General features: G+C 75.2%; 13 protein-coding genes. 5 read left to right on the top strand and 8 right to left on the bottom strand.

The features are described 5' to 3' along the window. Positions 1-88: 88 nt before the first annotated feature. Entirely contained in the window at positions 89-1,600 is a 1,512-nt protein-coding gene (locus Sdia_RS06780) for an aldehyde dehydrogenase family protein (RefSeq protein WP_100455448.1), read from the bottom strand. A gap of 126 nt (positions 1,601-1,726) precedes the next feature. Next, positions 1,727-2,590: a Sco1979 family transcriptional regulator gene (locus Sdia_RS06775; protein WP_100455447.1), complete on the bottom strand. Its 864-nt coding sequence runs from the start codon at positions 2,588-2,590 to the stop codon at positions 1,727-1,729. 273 nt (positions 2,591-2,863) lie between these two features. On the opposite strand from Sdia_RS06775, the gene Sdia_RS06770 reads away from it, so the two are divergent. Beyond that, positions 2,864-3,343, top strand: a complete 480-nt coding sequence (locus Sdia_RS06770; RefSeq protein WP_100455446.1) for an ATP-binding protein — start codon at positions 2,864-2,866, stop codon at positions 3,341-3,343. A 61-nt stretch (positions 3,344-3,404) separates the two neighbouring features. On the opposite strand, the gene Sdia_RS06765 is transcribed toward Sdia_RS06770, so the two are convergent. After that, a complete protein-coding gene (locus Sdia_RS06765; protein WP_100455445.1) occupies positions 3,405-3,647 on the bottom strand; it encodes a DUF397 domain-containing protein in 243 nt (80 codons plus the stop codon). Between the two features lie 368 nt (positions 3,648-4,015). Here Sdia_RS06765 and Sdia_RS06760 point away from each other — a divergent pair, with 368 nt between their 5' ends. Next, complete coding sequence (locus Sdia_RS06760; protein ID WP_115068797.1) at positions 4,016-4,531, top strand: hypothetical protein; 516 nt, start codon at positions 4,016-4,018, stop codon at positions 4,529-4,531. Here Sdia_RS06760 and Sdia_RS06755 read toward each other — a convergent pair. Together Sdia_RS06755 and Sdia_RS06750 are read right to left on the bottom strand one after the other, a co-directional pair. Next, on the bottom strand, positions 4,518-6,821 hold the full coding sequence (locus Sdia_RS06755) for an FUSC family protein (protein WP_189500436.1): 2,304 nt from the start codon (positions 6,819-6,821) through the stop codon (positions 4,518-4,520). The genes Sdia_RS06760 and Sdia_RS06755 overlap by 14 nt on opposite strands. A gap of 125 nt (positions 6,822-6,946) precedes the next feature. Beyond that, positions 6,947-8,203 carry a DUF2786 domain-containing protein gene (locus Sdia_RS06750; RefSeq protein ID WP_100455442.1) on the bottom strand — a complete coding sequence of 419 codons (1,257 nt, stop codon included), beginning with the start codon at positions 8,201-8,203 and terminating at the stop codon, positions 6,947-6,949. Between the two features lie 317 nt (positions 8,204-8,520). On the opposite strand from Sdia_RS06750, the gene Sdia_RS06745 reads away from it, so the two are divergent. Continuing rightward, on the top strand, positions 8,521-9,780 hold the full coding sequence (locus Sdia_RS06745; RefSeq protein ID WP_100455441.1) for an esterase/lipase family protein: 1,260 nt from the start codon (positions 8,521-8,523) through the stop codon (positions 9,778-9,780). 129 nt (positions 9,781-9,909) lie between these two features. Here the strand turns inward: Sdia_RS06745 and Sdia_RS06740 are convergent, their stop codons facing one another. After that, positions 9,910-11,094 (bottom strand): PP2C family protein-serine/threonine phosphatase, encoded by a 1,185-nt coding sequence (locus tag Sdia_RS06740; RefSeq protein WP_189500437.1) that lies wholly within the window; start codon positions 11,092-11,094, stop codon positions 9,910-9,912. 131 nt (positions 11,095-11,225) lie between these two features. On the opposite strand from Sdia_RS06740, the gene Sdia_RS06735 reads away from it, so the two are divergent. Next, positions 11,226-12,911, top strand: coding sequence for a bifunctional 3'-5' exonuclease/DNA polymerase (locus tag Sdia_RS06735; protein ID WP_115068802.1), 1,686 nt, complete (start codon positions 11,226-11,228; stop codon positions 12,909-12,911). Between the two features lie 178 nt (positions 12,912-13,089). On the opposite strand, the gene Sdia_RS06730 is transcribed toward Sdia_RS06735, so the two are convergent. Together Sdia_RS06730 and Sdia_RS06725 are read right to left on the bottom strand one after the other, a co-directional pair. After that, positions 13,090-14,022: a M56 family metallopeptidase gene (locus Sdia_RS06730; protein WP_100455438.1), complete on the bottom strand. Its 933-nt coding sequence runs from the start codon at positions 14,020-14,022 to the stop codon at positions 13,090-13,092. Position 14,023: 1 nt separating this feature from the next. Continuing rightward, entirely contained in the window at positions 14,024-14,419 is a 396-nt protein-coding gene (locus Sdia_RS06725; protein WP_100455437.1) for a BlaI/MecI/CopY family transcriptional regulator, read from the bottom strand. 358 nt (positions 14,420-14,777) lie between these two features. Here Sdia_RS06725 and Sdia_RS06720 point away from each other — a divergent pair, with 358 nt between their 5' ends. After that, positions 14,778-15,458, top strand: coding sequence for a DUF4232 domain-containing protein (locus Sdia_RS06720; protein ID WP_100455436.1), 681 nt, complete (start codon positions 14,778-14,780; stop codon positions 15,456-15,458). Positions 15,459-15,537: the final 79 nt, after the last annotated feature.

The raw sequence follows: 15,537 nt of genomic DNA, 5'->3' as shown, positions 1-15,537 counted from the left end.
CGCGGACAGGTACGGTCCGCGTGGGCGGCCGGCCTCGCGTGGACCCACCGTCGGGCGGAGCGGGACGGGAGCAGAGGGGAGGGGCGGGTCAGAAGGGGAAGTCGGTCCGGCCGTGCTGCACGGAGATCCACTTCTGGGTGGTGAAGGCTTCCACGGTCGCCTCGCCGTTGAGCCGGCCGAAGCCGCTGGCCTTCTCACCGCCGAAGGCGACCTGCGGGTCGTCCTGCACGGTCGAGTCGTTGACGTGGAACATCCCGGTCTCGACGCGGTGGGCGAAGTTCACCCCGCGTTCGGCGTCGGCGGTGTGCACGGCGCCGCTCAGCCCGTACGGCGTGTCGTTGGCGATGCGGACCGCCTCCTCGTCGCCGTCGAAGGGGACCAGCAGGACGACGGGGCCGAAGATCTCCTGGTGGAGCAGGGGCGAGTCGGCGGGCAGCCCGGACAGCACGGTCGGCTCGACCAGGTTGCCGAGGGTCCGGCCGCGGACCAGCGCGGTGGCGCCCTCGGCCAGCGCCCGGTCGACCATGGCGCTCAGCGCGTCGGCCTGGAAGTCGCTGATGACGGGACCGAGGTCGGTCTCCGGTTCGCGCGGGTCGCCGGTCCTCAGCGCCCGTACCCGGGCGGTGAACCTCTCGGTGAACTCGGCCTCGACCGCCCGGTCGACCAGGATGCGGTTGGCGGCCATGCAGACCTGCCCCTGGTAGACGAAGCGGCTGAAGACGGCGGCGTCCACGGCGTAGTCGAGGTCGGCGTCGGCGAGGACGACGAGGGCGCTGTTGCCGCTCAGCTCCAGCACGGTCCGCTTCAGATGGCTCGCGGCGACCGCGCCGACGTGCCGCCCGACCCGGTCGGAACCGGAGAAGGAGATGACCCGGGGCACGGGGTGGGCGATGAGGGCGTCGCCGATCTCGGCGATGTCGGTGACGACGATGTTGAGGAGCCCGGCGGGCAGCCCGGCCTCCTCGAAGATGCGGGCGATGAGTCCGCCGCCGACCACCGGCGTGTTCTGGTTGGGCTTGACGACGACCGCGTTGCCGAGCGCCAGCGCGGGGGCGACCGTCTTCAGCGCCACCAGGAAGGGGAAGTTGAAGGGGCTGATGACCCCGATCACCCCGGCGGGCAGCCGGTAGACGCGGTTCTCCCGGCTGCGCTGCGAGGCCGGCACGATGACGCCCTCGGGGCGCACCGTCAGCCGGATCGCCTCGCGCAGGAACTCACAGGCCAGCTCGACCTCGTGGCGGGCCTTGGAGCGGATCGCGCCCTGCTCCTCGCACATCGCCGCCACGATCTCCCCGGTGTGCTCCTCGGTGAGGCGCAGGGCCTTCTCCAGCACCGTCCGGCGGGCGTGCGGCCCGGCGGCCGCCCACGGCTTCTGGGCGCGCTCGGCGGCCCGGTACGCCTCGTCCACCTCGGAGACGGTGGCCACGGTGATCGCGGCCAGCTTCTCACCGTTGAACGGGTTGAAGTCGATGATGTCCCAGGAGCCGGTGCCGGTCCGCCACCGCCCGTCGATGTACTGGTGGGCGAGCCGGCCGAAGTCGGCGAAGCCGGGTCCGGGGCCGGGTGCGGCGGCCCCTGCGAGGGGGGTGGAGTCGGACATGTGATCCCTATCCGCTGACGCGAAGTTCACCGGGCCCGCTGGTCGTGCGGGGGGCCGGTCGTGCCCAGTGCCGGTGTGCGCCGCCGGACGCCGCCCGGGGCACACGCGGCACATGGTACGGGCGTGTCAAGTGAGTTGGACCAGACCGCGCAGCAGATCGCGGGTGCGGCCGGGGTCCGGGCTGTCCCGCTGGAGCCGTTCCATGGCCCGTTCGTACTGGGCGACCTCCTCGCGCTTGTCGAGGTAGAGGGCGCTGGTCAACTGCTCCAGGTAGACCACGTCGGAGAGGTCCGACTCGGGGAAGCGCAGCAGGGCGAAGGCTCCGCTCTCGCCCGCGTGGCCGCCGAAGCTGAACGGCATCACCTGGAGGGTGACGTTGGGCCGCTCGCTGATCTCTATCAGGTGCTCCAACTGCTCGCGCATCACCGCCCGGTCGCCGTACGGGCGGCGCAGCGCGGCCTCGTCGAGGACGACGTGGAAGCCGGGCGCGCGCTCGGAGACGAGGAGTTTCTGCCGCTCCAGGCGGAGCGCGACCCGCCGGTCGATCTCGGCGGCGCTCGCGCCGGGCATACCGCGCTCGACCACCGCGTGGGCGTACGCCTCGGTCTGGAGCAGGCCGTGCACGAACTGCACCTCGTAGACCCGGATCAGCGAGGCGGCGCCCTCCAGGCCGACGTAGGTCTGGAACCAGCCGGGCAGGACGTCGGAGTAACTGTGCCACCAGCCGGCGACGTTGGCCTCGCGGGCCAGGTCGAGCAGGGCGGCGCGCTCGGCGCCGTCGGCGACCCCGTACAGGGTCAGCAGGTCCTCGACGTCCCTCGCCTTGAAGCTCACCCGTCCCAACTCCATGCGGCTGATCTTCGATTCGGAGGCACGGATCGAGTAGCCGGCCGCCTCCCGGGTGATGCCACGTCCCTCTCGTAGCCGCCTCAGCTGCGACCCGAGCAGGATCCGCCGCACCACCGAGCCTCCGGACTCGCCTGCGGTCACCTCTCAGCCCTCCCCATCGTTCAGGGTTCCGCAGTCTGCCACTAAAACCTCCGGGGTGTACGCGTTCGGTTACGGAAACGGACAAGGGCGAGGAGGCTCCACGCGGGGAGCGCGAAACAGTCACGGGAAGAAATGGTGGACAACGCACACAGGAACCCCGAATCCCGGCGCGTGCACGTGCATCTGCCCTTGCATCTGCTCCCCGCATTCGCAACCATGGCTCGCGCACCACCGCCATATCGCTACGCACCGCGAAACCGGGGAGTGCCTCGCATGGGGACGTATGGATCGACCATGCTCGCGCCGTTAAGGCAGGGGCTTCCCCCACTCGACCCCGCGAACGTCCGGTACGCCGCCTCCTGCGCGCTTCCCGCCCGTTACGAAGCGGTGCGCAGCGCGCGGGCGTTCGCCCGGCGGACCCTCGCGGAGTGGGAGAACGACGCCCGGTTCGACGACATCGCCCTGGTCGTCTCCGAACTCGTCACCAACGCCCTGCGGCACGCGCTGCCCGCCGACACCCCGCGCCCCGACGACCCGCCGGTCCGGCTGCACCTGATGGCCTGCGAGAGCCGTCTGGTGTGCGCCGTGCGCGACCCCAGCACGGGGACGCCTGCGGCCCGGCCGCCCGGGGACTGCGACGCGGAGTCGGGGCGGGGGCTGTTCCTCGTCGACTCCTTCAGCGACGCCTGGGGCTGGCACCCGCTGGCGGGGCAGCTCGACGGGAAGGTCGTCTGGGCGCTGTTCAAGGTGTGAGGTGCGGCGCGGCACCCGCTCACCGGGCTCCGGCACGCTCCGGCCGGAGCCGCCGGTCCGCTCAGGTCCCGGCGATCAGGTGGTCGAACTCGCCGTCCTTGACGCCGAGCAGCATCGCCTCGATCTCGGCACGCGTGTAGACCAGAGCCGGGCCTTCGGGGTGCCGGGAGTTGCGCACGGCGACGCCGCCGCCGGGCAGCTTCGCGAACTCGACGCACGAACCCTGCGAGTTGCTGTGCCTGCTCTTCTGCCAGGCAACGCCGTGGAGTTCGCTGGCCGCCATGCCGTTGTACACGTGGTGCACTGGATCGCTCCCCCGTGGCGCCTCGGCTCGGCCCGGGCCGGTGGTGAGGCGGTCGTGAACTGGTCGGGTACGCCGTCGCGGACGCGGTCGTGATCGGTTCGGGATGGGCGGCTCGCGACACCCTCGTAGGGTCTGACTCCTTGGGATCATAGCGGTGTTCACCTGCGGATGCATGGGCAGATGCACGTGCACGAGGTGTGGTGCCCCGGTTACGGAACCGTCCCGCCCGCGCAACGAACACCCGGACGGCCGGGGTTCCGGCTTGACGCCGCGCCCGGCCCCGGTGGACGCTCCCGGATGTCCGGTACCGGACGGGGGCCTACCCCGACGGGCCGTCATCACACCGCCCACCAGGGGGAAAACGTCACATGTGGAAACCGCTCCGGATCTCCGCCGCCGCCTCGGCGGCCGCCCTGCTCCTGCTCACCGGCTGCGGCAGCGACGGTGACAGCTCCGGCTCCGGCACCGGCAAGCACAAGGGCGGCGGCCACGGCTCGGACGCGGGCGACGACGACCAGGGCGGCACCGGCGGCGAGAGCGCCGCGCCCGGTTCCGCCGACGGCGCCTGGCAGGCCACGGTCGACGGCAGGTCGTACTTCCTCACGATCACCCGCGACCAGGCCGCCACCATCGGCGAGGCGACCTGCGCGGGCACCTTCCAGGACCAGGCGCTCGCCCTGAAGTGCGCCGACGGCAGCACCGACCGGGCCCGGGGCAAGGCCGAGCTGGGCGCCGACGGCAAGACCCTGACGGTCTCCTGGGAGGGGGCGGGCGAGGACACCTTCGCCCGTGTCGACCCGGGCGAGCTGCCGACGGACCTGCCCTCCTCGCTCCCCACCGAGCTGCCGTCCGGCCTGCCCACCGGTGAGGTCACGACCCGGTAGCGGAGGTGGGCGGCCCGTCCGCGGCGGGCCGCCCGGCGCGGGACTCGGCGAACGGCGGGGACTCCTCGACCGCCTCGGAGACCTGCTCCAGCGCCGCCAGCAGCATCCCCGCGCCCCGGCGCACCACCCGGTCCGGCACACCTTCCGCGTCCCAGGCCGCGAGCGCCGCCCGCACCTCGTCCCACTGGGGCACCCGGCGGTCCCTGAGTTCCCGCGCGCCCTGCTCCGTGGTGGTGCGCAGGGCCTGTGCGAGCCGCTGGGCGCCCGGTACGGGGGCGGCACCGCGCTCCGGCAGGTGGGCCTCCATGAGCATGGCGGCCCGGGAGAACGCCCCGATCGCCTCCTCCGCGTCGTCGGCCGAGGTCCTCGACAGGCCCCGGCTGCGTACCGGCTCGTGCGCGGCCCGGGCCAGCGCCTCCTGCCAGGCGGTGTGCGCCGCCCGGGCCTCCAGCAGCGCCTGGCGGACCCGGGTGTCGTCGGGCCCGGCCGGGGTGGCGTACCGCTCGACCACCTCGGCGGCGTACCGTCCGGCGGCGGCCAGCCAGTCGGCGAGGCGGGTCCGCAGCCGCGGGGTCTCCCAGGCCGGGAAGACGGCGTACGAGGCCATCGCGAGGAGGCCGCCGATCAGGGTCAGTACGACGCGCTCGGGGACGGTCTGGGTCCACTCCTCGCCGCCCATGCCGAGCAGGAGGACCACGTAGGCGGAGACGAAGAACTGGCTGACCGCGTAACCCGTGCGCATCAGCAGGTACATCAGGGCGGCGCAGGCCACCGCGAGCAGCGCGGAGACGCGCACGCTCGGCTCTGTGAGCTGGAGGACGCCGGTGGCGGCGAAGACCCCGAGGAGGGTGCCGCCGAAACGGGCCACGGCCCGGGAGTACGTACGGGAGAAGTCCGGCCGCATCACCATGACGGCGGCCAGCGGTGCCCAGTAGCCGTGGCCGAACGGCAGCAGCGTGCCGATCAGGTAGCCGAGCAGCGCGACGGCGGTGACCCGGACGGCGTGCCGGAGAACGGCCGAGTCCCCCCGCAGCTCCTCGCGCATACTGCGGGCCACCACCGGCACCAGGCCGACCAGGCCGGGCCGGTGCATCACGGGGGCGGCGACGGGCGGTTCGGCGGGTGCCACGGGACGGGGCGGTGCGTCGGGGCCGGACGGGGCCGCGTGGGCGCCCGGGGCGGGCGGCTCCCCGGCGGCGCCGGGTTCCTGGGTACGGGCGAGGGTGGCGCGGGTGGCCTCCGCGCGGACGGCGTCGGCGCGGGCGGCGGCCTGCGGGTGCGCGTCGGGGGCGGTGGTGGAGCGGCCGGCCGGATCGGCGGTCTCGATGACGTCGCCGAGCAGCGCCTTGAGCCGGAGCGCGGCGCGGCGTACGGGCCCGGTGAGCACGTCGCCGGTGTCGGGGGTGCGCAGCGTGGCCACCGAGGGCGCGTCCAGGGACAGCGGCGTGCCCCGGCGCACCGCGCGGGCGGCGGCGTCGAGCACGGCCGCCGCGGCGGCGAGCAGTTCGCGGACCCGGTCCCGCTCGATCCCCTCGGCGGGTGCGCCGAGCGCCGGGTCGGCGAGGGAGGCGAGGACGGGGCGGATGCGTTCGGCCAGGCCCCGGGCGCCGGAGAGTTCGGCGGGCCGGCGGCGGTGCTCACGCGGGGTGAGCTGGGCGGCCTCGCGGGCGGCCATGAGGGGTTCGGGGTCGAAGTCGGCGTGCGGGTCGTGGCGCAGCCTGCGGGCGTAGTCGGCCTCGGCGGCGAGCGCGTCGGCGAGGGCGTCGCGGTGCGGTCGCCAGCGGCGGAAGGGGAACAGCACGAGCAGCGCTGCCTGCACCAGCCCGCCGAAGAGGCTCATCGCGGCGTGCTCGGCCGCCTCCGCCACGGAACCGGGCAGGGTGATGGTGATGAGCATGATGGCCACGTTCGAGGAGGCCATCACGCCGACGGTCGGCCCGGCGGCCCAGCTCAGCCCCGACAGGAAGGCCCAGGCGGCCAGCAGGGCGAGGAAGAGGACCAGGTGGGAGGCGGAGAGGTAGCCGAGGAAGGTGCTGATGCCGAGGGTGGCGCCGGAGACCAGGGCGAGCTGCGGACGCGGCCGCCAACTGCGCTGGTAGGTGGCGATGGCGGCCTGGTAGGCGCCGAAGGCGGAGCTGGCGGCGACGGCCGGGGAGAACAGCCAGAGGCTGACCCCGATGACGAAGGCGAGCCCGGCGGCGCCGCGCAGCGCGCCGAGCGGCTCCAGCCTGCGCCGCTCCACCACGAACGCTGCGCGCGCGGTGTGGCCCAGCGCCGAGAGCCAGCTCATGCGTCCGAGCGTAGGCGCACCGGATGCGGTCCGCCCGGAACGGCGCGGGGACGTACGCGGCGCAGGCGGGGTCGATGCGGGGCGCTTCGGCTCGGCAGGAGGTCCACGCCCGGCCGCTTACCCGGTCAGCCCCGGTCGACACGCCCCCGGTGCCCGTCGACCCCGGCCTGGTCGGCTGCGCGCGTGCCGTCGTCCCAGCCTGCCCGGTCGTCGGCGCCGCGCACGCGGGTGGTGGTGGTGCGGGGGAAGAGGCGGCGGGTCTCCTCGGCGACGGCGAGGTCGCGGGTGGCGAGCACGGGCAGCAGGTCGGCGGCGGCCAGGTGGGCGGTGGCGGCGCGGGCGGTGTCGGCGAGCCGGTCGCCGAGGCGGTGGGCGTAGGCCAGCATGAACGACTGACGGAACGTCTTGGTCCGCTTGCGCCCCCCGGCGCGCTGCGCCGCCTCGGCGCGGCTCATCGCGGTGGCCGCCTGCACCAGCAGTGAGGTGTAGAGCAGTTCGGCTGGTTCGAGGTCCGCCTCGTGGCCGACCACGGTGGAGAAGGCCAGCTCCTCGTTCCACACGGCCTGGCAGCGGTTGGCCCGCGCGACGGCGTCCAGCAGGATCGCCTTGGCCGTCTCGTAGGGCGGGTCCACCGAGATCCGGCGCGCGCCCGGCGCGTCCGCTCCGCCGGCCCGGCCTGCCGACAGGTGGGCCTCGTCGACGCTGTGCCGCGCCATCAGTTCCTGGGCCTTGGCGGTCAGCGCCTCGGCCTCGGACGGGTAGCCGGTCGCCTCGGCCTTGGCGAGCAGGGCGCGGATCCGGCCGAGCACGCGCTCCTCGGGGCCGGCTGCGGCGGTACGCGGTGGTGAGGCGGGCCGGTCGGACGGACGGCTCCCCGGGGGCGGGCCGAGAGGTTCGATCGCGGGCAGCCGGAGCAGCAGGCGGAGCGCCTGGAGCACGGCGGTGGCGCGGCCGAACCGGTCCCGGCCGCCGGTCCCGGCCCAGGCGGGGGCGGCCAGGTCGGCGAGCCGGCGCCGCCAGGCGGGGGCGAGGCCGTTGCCGTAGCGGGCCAGTTCGGCGGCGGCCAGCTCGGCCAGCACGGTGCGGGCGGCGGGGTCGAGGCCCTGACGGCGGGCCTCCCGGTCGAGGTCGGCGGGGAGCCAGCCACGCTCCCAGGCCCGGCGGACGTACTCCTCGCCGCGCCGCAGCAGTTCCCGCCCCGCCGCCTCGGGGTCGGCGGCGGCCAGCAGGGAGGCACCGGTGTCCAGGGCGCCGTCGTCGTCGGTGTCGCTGTAGAGGGCCGCGGCCAGGGCGCGGGCCACGGGGCTCGGCGACTCGGCGCCGGAGCGGCCACCGTCCCGCGCCCCGCCGCCGCCGTGCCTCGCGCTGCCGCTGCCGCCCATGGCCGTGCTCCACCTCGTCCGCGCGCTCTCCCGCCGGTCGGGGGCGTACGGGGTCCATGGTCCCAGAGGGACGGTGGCGCCGGGGTCCCCGGCCGCGAGGTCGCGGCGAGGGCGCGCCCCATCGGCGCCGGGGCGCGCACCGCCTCCGCTCCGGGCGCGTACGGCCAAACCCGAGTGCCCCGTTTTCCACCGATCCGGTGGACCCGGGAACGAAGAGGGATGAGGGCCGCCGAGGCCGCACAGGATCTCGCTGAACGATCACCGCACAACCGTGCGAACCAGGTCGCACGGCCCGGACGCGCGGAGAGGAGACCCCTTTGAGCGAGCAGAGCGCCGAGCAGTCGGAGCAGGCCGTCGGCACCGTGGGCCTGATGCGCCCCCTGGGCGCGGCCGTCCCGCCGGCCGCGCCCGCCCCCGACGAGACCTGGCAGTTCGGACAGGTCCTGAAGGAGGACGCCGACGGCCACCCGGTCTTCGAGGCGACCGCCTGGGTCTACCACGGCGAGGGCAACAGCTCCCTGGTCCGCCCCGTCCTGCTGGCCGACGGCTTCGACTCCGGTCACAGCTCGCTCGACGGACTGTACGACGGCCTCCAGAACGGCGCGTACCCCTTCCTCGGCGAGCTGCGCCGCCGGGGCCGGGACGTGATCATCCTCGGCTGGGGCGACCGCAGCGCCTCCGTCCTCCAGAACGCCCGCTTCGCGAGCGAGGCGATCCTGCGCGCCATCGCCGGGCGCCTGGGCGACGAGCCGCTGGTCGTCGGCGGCTTCGGCATGGGCGGCCTCGTCACCCGGTACGCCCTGGCCAGGCTGGAGCACCAGCGGATCGACCACCGGACGGGCACCTACTTCTCCTGGGACACCCCGCACCGGGGCGCCTGGGTGCCGGTCGGCCTCCAGGCGTTCGGGCACTACCTGAAGCAGATCGACCCGTACAACCGGGCTCTCTCCGACCTGCTCGGCAGTCCCGCCGCCAAGCAGATGCTCTGGCGTCACCTCGACTCCGTGCGGGGCACCGCCGAGATGACGACCGAGCGCGAGGAGTTCCTCGCCGAGCTGGACCGGGTCGGCGGCTGGCCGCGCAGGCCCCGTCTGCTCGCCGTGGCCAACGGCCGGGGCGACGGCAGCGGGAACGGCGCCGAGCCCGGTGTCCCCGCCCTGCGCTCCACCGGCACGGTCCTCCCGCGCACCGTGCTGCACACCCAGCAGGAGGGGGCGGGCGCCGTCGTCGCCGAACTCCGCGCGCTCCTCGGCAAGCACGAGACGGTCACCACCGACGACCTCCCGGAGTTCGACGGCGCCCCCGGCGGCACCCTCGCCTCCTTCGGCATCGCGGCCGCCGCGCTGAACGCCCTGCCCCTGGCGAGCGCGGAGGCCCCGGTCGCGGAGGTCTGCTTCGTCCCCGCCGTCAGCGCCGTCTCCGTCCGCGACCTCGACACCACGCAGTCGCTCCACACCGACATCGACAAGACCGATCCCGAGGAGAGCGACGTCGACGACTACCTCTGCGCCTCGGAGAACGAGCCGCACACCAGGATCACGGAGGAGTTGGGGGCGTGGTTGCTCGACCGGTTCTGACCCGGGGCCGGCCCATTGCGGGCCGGCGCCCGTCCGTCCCGTTCGTCCCCCACGCGCGCAGGCCGGCGACCGGGCGGCAGGCCCTTGCCCCGCACATGGGTGGTCCGGGCCGCCCGGCGGCGGCGTACGTCACCGCCGGCCGTCGGGGCAGCCGTCGGGGCCGTACCAGTCCAGGCACAGCACGGTGGCGTCGTCGGCGAGCCGTCCGCCGCTGGCCTCGTCGACGGCGGCGGTCAGGGTGCGGACCACCTGGCGCGGGTGCTCGCCGGCGGTGGCGAGCAGGAGGGCGGCCAGGTCGACGCTCTCGGCCCGGCGTTCGCGCATGCCGTCGGTGTAGAGCACCAGGCGGTCGCCGGGGCGCAGGTCGAAGTCCTGCACCCGGTGGGGGTCGGCCTGGGCGACGCCGAACGGCATGTCGACGGCCGGGTGCACCTCCTCGACCCGCCCGTCGCGCAGGCGCAGCGGCCAGTGGTGGCCCGCGTTGACGAACTGCACGCCGGTGCCGTCGAGGGCGAGGCGGAACAACAGGCCGGTGGCGAAGGTGCCGCCCCCGTGGTCGAGGAGGGCCTGGTGGGTGCGGCGGGCCTGTTCGGCGAGGCCGGCCCCGGCACGGCGGGCGCCTCGGGAGGCGCTGACCAGCAGGGTGGCCATCAGCGAGGCGTCGATGTCGTGGCCCATGGCGTCGGTCACGGACAGGTGCAGGGTGTCGCGGTCCAGGGCGTAGTCGTAGGTGTCGCCCGCGATGTTGTCGGCGGGCACCAGGGCCGCCGCGAGGGTGAACTCGGGCGCCTCGCAACAGGCGGACGCGGGCAGGAGCTGGCGCTGGATCTCGGCGGCCAGGCTGACCGTGGTGGTGCGCTGGCCCCAGTGGTAGAGGTCGGTGTAGCGGCGGTCGGCGACGAGGATGTAGGCCAGCGCGTGAGCGGCCTCCGCGAGCCGCTCCCGCACGCCCGCCGTGACGCCGTGGAGGAACAGCTCCAGCACGCCGAGAGTGTCCCCGCGGTGGGTGACGGGGACCAGCACGCGCGACCCGTGGGCGCCGTCCGGCAGCTGGGCGGTGCGCTGGGTACGCAGCACCTCCTCGTACCTGGAGCCGCCCAGCGGGATCCAGTCGACGTGGTCGTCCTGGCCGGCGGCGGTCTCCTCGGTGACCCGCACCATCCTGCGGCCGACGGCGTCGAGGAAGAGGAACGACACGTTCCGGGCATCGAACCGGTCCCGCAGGTCCCGCGCCACCACATCGAGGGACGCGACCGGCGCGGCGGACTCCGCCGCCCGCAGCAGCGCCGCGACTCCGATACGGTCCCGTGTCACGATGCCTCCCTGGTTCCCGGCCCGGGTGCCCGGCCGCGCCGGGCGAACGGGGTCCTCCTTCCCAGGTTCGCCGCCACGGCCCTTCGGCGCGCCACGAGACGCTGTCGGCCCCTGCTGCAAGAATCGCACGTATGAGCGAGCGGTGGGCGGTGGTGGAGACCGACGACGGCGGGGCCGAGGTGGCGCCGCTCGCCGCGGACGGCTCGCTCGCCGGGCCGGTGGTCCGGGAGGCCGGGCCGGTCGAGGCGGTCCGGTCGAGGCCCGGGGTGGGCCGGTGGGTCTGGCGGGCCACCGCCGGGATCTACCCGCGCCTGCTGGCCGCGGGTGTCCGGGTGGAGCGGTGTTACGACGTGGAGGCCGCCGAGACCCTGCTCCTCGGCCACGAAGGGCGGCTGGGGGAACCCCACTCGGCGGCGGCCGCCCTCGCCCGGCTGCGGGGCACGGCGGTGCCGCCCGATCCGCCGACGCGCGCGGCCGAGCCCGGCGCCGGGGCGCAGTCCTCCCTCTTCGAACCCCGGCCGGTGCCGGTGGGCCTCGCCGGCCTCACCGAGGTCTACGCCGAGCAGCTCCGCCGCCACGAGACCGCCGCCCACCCCGGGCGTATGCGGCTGCTGACCGCCAGCGAGTCGGCGGGGGCGCTGGTCGCCGCCGAGATGACGGCGGCCGGCCTGCCCTGGCGGGCCGACACCCACCGCGAGGTGCTGCGCGAACTGCTCGGCGAGCGGTACGGCGGCTCCGGCGAGCCCCGGCGGCTCGCCGAGCTGGCCGACGAGGTCTCGGCGGCCTTCGGCCACCGGGTGCGGCCCGACCTGCCGGCCGACGTGGTGCGGGCCTTCGCCCGCGCCGGGATCAAGGTCACTTCCACGCGCCGCTGGGAGCTGGCGAAGATCGACCACCCGGCGGTCGCCCCGCTCCTCACCTACAAGAAGCTGTACCGCATCTGGGTGGCGCACGGCTGGCAGTGGCTGGCCGACTGGGTGCGGGACGGGCGGTTCCGCCCCTCCTACCTGCCGGGCGGCACCGTCAGCGGGCGCTGGGCGACCAACGGCGGGGGCGCCCTCCAGATCCCGAAGGTGATCCGCCGGGCCGTCGTCGCGGACCCGGGGTGGCGGCTCGTCGTCGCCGACGCCGACCAGCTGGAACCGCGCGTCCTCGCCGCCGTCTCCGGCGACCGGGCCCTGATGGAGGTGGCCTCCCGCCCGGACGACCTCTACCAGGCCGTCTCCGACCGGGCCTTCCGCGGCGACCGCGACCTCGCCAAGCTGGCCGTGCTCGGCGCGGTCTACGGCCAGACCTCCGGCGACGGCCTGAAGAACCTGGCCGCCCTGCGCCGCCGCTTCCCCGCCGCCGTCGGCCACGTGGACGAGGCGGCCCGCGCCGGTGAGGAGGGCCGCCTCGTCCGCACCTGGCTCGGCCGCACCTGCCCGCCCGCCACGGCACCGGGTACCGGCACCGAGGAGGCGGGCATCCCCGACGCGCTTCCGGAGCAGCAGCCGGGCGGCTGGACCTCGGCGACCTCGTCCGGGGCCCGCGCCCGGGGCCGCTTCACCCGTAACTTCGTCGTGCAGGGCAGCGCCGCCGACTGGGCCCTGCTGCTCCTCGCCGCCCTCCGCCGGTCCCTCGCCCCGCTCCGCGCCGAGCTGGTCTTCTTCCAGCACGACGAGGTGATCGTGCACTGTCCGGAGGAGGAGGCCGCGGCGGTGGTGGCCGCGGTCGCGGCGGCCTCCGAGCGGGCCACCGAGGTGTGCTTCGGGGACGTGGCGGTGCGCTTTCCGTTCACCACGGCCGTGGTGGGGTGCTACGCGGATGCCAAATAGGGCCTTGATCGGCCTCAAGCGCCGGCCCGGCCGGGTCCGCGCCCGAGCTCCTCACCCGTGCCGGTCACCGCTCGGCCGCGGACGCCGACCGGGGCCGGGGTGCGGTCGGCGAGGGGCCGGTGGCTGCTCTCACGTCCCGCACCGTGCCCATGGGGCCGTGCGGGGGGTGAGAACCCGGCTAGAGGGGGGTGGCGGCCTTGAGGACGAGGAGGAGGGTGAGGGCGGCGTTGGCGGAGGAGGCGGCGGAGGCCGCGGCCCCCGTGGTGGCCATCAGGAAGGCGAGCCCGGGCCGGGTCATGGCGGGCGGCAGCCGCCGGGGCGAGGGAGCGGGCCCCAGCAGCGCGGCGACCCGGCGTGGCACGGGCCCGGGCGCGGCCTCGGCGAAGGCCAGCCCGAGGGCGGGCCCGGACCGGGAGCTGAGGGCGGCCCGGCCGACGGCGCGGGCGGTGAGACGGCGGTCCCCGACCGCCATCGCGGCGTCCTCGTCGGCCCACCGCTCGGCCCCGTAGGCGACGGCGGCGCGCAGCGGGCGCAGCAGGGGGTTGAGGCAGGCGGCGAGGCGGACGGCGAGCAGCAGCCGGTGGTGGCGCCCGTCGAGGTGGGCCTGTTCGTGGGCGAGCAGGGCGTCCCGTTCGGCGGTGTCGAGGCTTTCCAGCATGGCCTGGGAGACGACGATGCGGCCGGGCCGCCCGGGCAGGGCGTAGGCGTAGGGCTCGGGGTCGGGCAGGACGACGGGGTGCGCGCCGGGGAGCCCGGCCAGCGCGCCGCGGGTGCGCAGCCGCAGCCGGGCCTCACGGACGAGGGCCAGCGTGCAGGCGGTGAGCGCGGCGAGCAGGGCGAGGAGGGCGGCGCTGCCGGTGACCTCGTCGTAGGGGACGACGGCGCGGACCTCGGGGGCGGCCCAGGCGTCGGGGAGGGGGTTGCCGGGGAGGCGGGCCGTTCCGGCGACGACGAGCAGGGCGAGGCAGAGGGTGCTGCACACGGCGAGGACGAGGCTGAGCGCGGCGAGCAGCCGGGTGCCGGTGCGCGGGTGGAGGTGCTGCTCGGCGAGGCGGGCTATGGGGTGCGCGGTGAGCGGCAGGATCAGTGGGAGGAAGACGAAGAGTCCCATGTCAGCCGCCGTCTGCGTCGCCCCGGGCGCTCTTCAGCAGGGCGCGCAGAAGCCGCTCGTCCTCGCCGGAGAGCGAGGAGACGAAGCTGGTGAGGACGGCGTCGCGGTCGCGTTCGCCGTCCAGGACGCGCCGCATGCGCAGGGCGGCGAGTCCGGCCTCGTCGGCGGCGGCGGTCCACAGGAAGGCACGGCCGGAACGCTCACGGGTGACGGCGTTCTTGGCGCCGAGCCGCGAGAGGATGGTCATGACGGTGGTGTACGCGAGATCGCCGCCGAGGCGTTCGCGGACCCAGGCGGCGGTGACGGGCTCCTCCGCGGTGTGCAGCACGGCGAGCACCTGCGCCTCCAGCTCGCCCTGGCCGCGGCGCCTGCCGCCCTGTGCGTTGACCTCGGCCATGCGGCCACCTCCTGTTGTCCGAGCCGTCGGCCTCCATTCTCCGCGATGGGCGGGAGTGACGGGTACGCGTCAGCGAACACCGGCCTCCTCGCCGCTCCCCCGCCGCCTCCGCCCGGGCTCGTTCCGGGCGCCTGCCGGGCGTCCGCGGACCGGCGGGCACTCTTCGGTCACCGGCCTGACAGGCACTCACCACACCATCCGCACACATGGAGGGGCAACCTTCGCGCTGAGACAGGACCCGGACATCCACAGGATCATTTGGCCATCGATCCGCCCCTAGTGTCCTTCGAGTCAGCGGGGAAGTACCCGCGGCACCGCAGCACGCAAGCACCGCACTCGGAAGCCGCTGGAGATCATCATGCGCACACGTCTCACCGCCCGTTCCGCCCGTCTCGTCCTGGCCGCCGCCGCGGTGACCGCCCTCGCCGCGACCACCGCCGCCTGCGGCCCCGAGGACAACGGCCCCGCGCCCGCCGCCGCCTCGTCCGGCGGTTCCGCCGAAGACTCCGGCGGCGCGGAGCCGGGCTCGGACGCGGAGGCGGGTTCCGGCGGGGCCACCTCGCCCTCGGGCGCCGGGGGCGAGGGCACGGGCGGCGGCGAGCAGCGGGAGGGGAAGGAGAAGGACGGGTACGGCCAGTCCTGCGGGACCAACGATCTGGAGTTCGCGCTCACCCCCAAGTCGCAGGCGGGCGGCTACTACCAGGTGACGGCCAAGGCCAAGTCGGGCATCACCTGCTACCTGGACGTGAACACGCCGAGCGTCTCCTTCGGCTCCCGTCCGGACGGGGTCGCCTCCCCGGTCGGGCAGGGCGGGGAGGACCCGATCAAGCTGACGGGCTCCGCCGTCGCCTACACCGGGATCAGCCCCAAGACGACCAAGGGCGACGCGGGCGTCGAGTTCGAGCACGTCATCATCGCCGTCACCGAGGACGACCCCGACCCGGAGCAGCTCGAGCTTCCGGAGCCGGCCGTGGTGGAGAAGCCCATCGTCACCAACTGGTCCACCAAGCCCTCGGAGACCGTGCCGGTCATCGTCTGAGCCCGGGCGGGTCCCCGCCGGCCTGTCCGGCCCGCGGGGGGAGTGCGGGCCGGACAGGCCGGCGGGGACCTCGTCCTGG

This window comes from Streptomyces diastaticus subsp. diastaticus (genome assembly GCF_011170125.1).
In the GTDB taxonomy this organism is placed as follows: Bacteria; Actinomycetota; Actinomycetes; order Streptomycetales; family Streptomycetaceae; genus Streptomyces; species Streptomyces diastaticus.
This window is presented reverse-complemented; position numbering and strand designations above follow the sequence as displayed.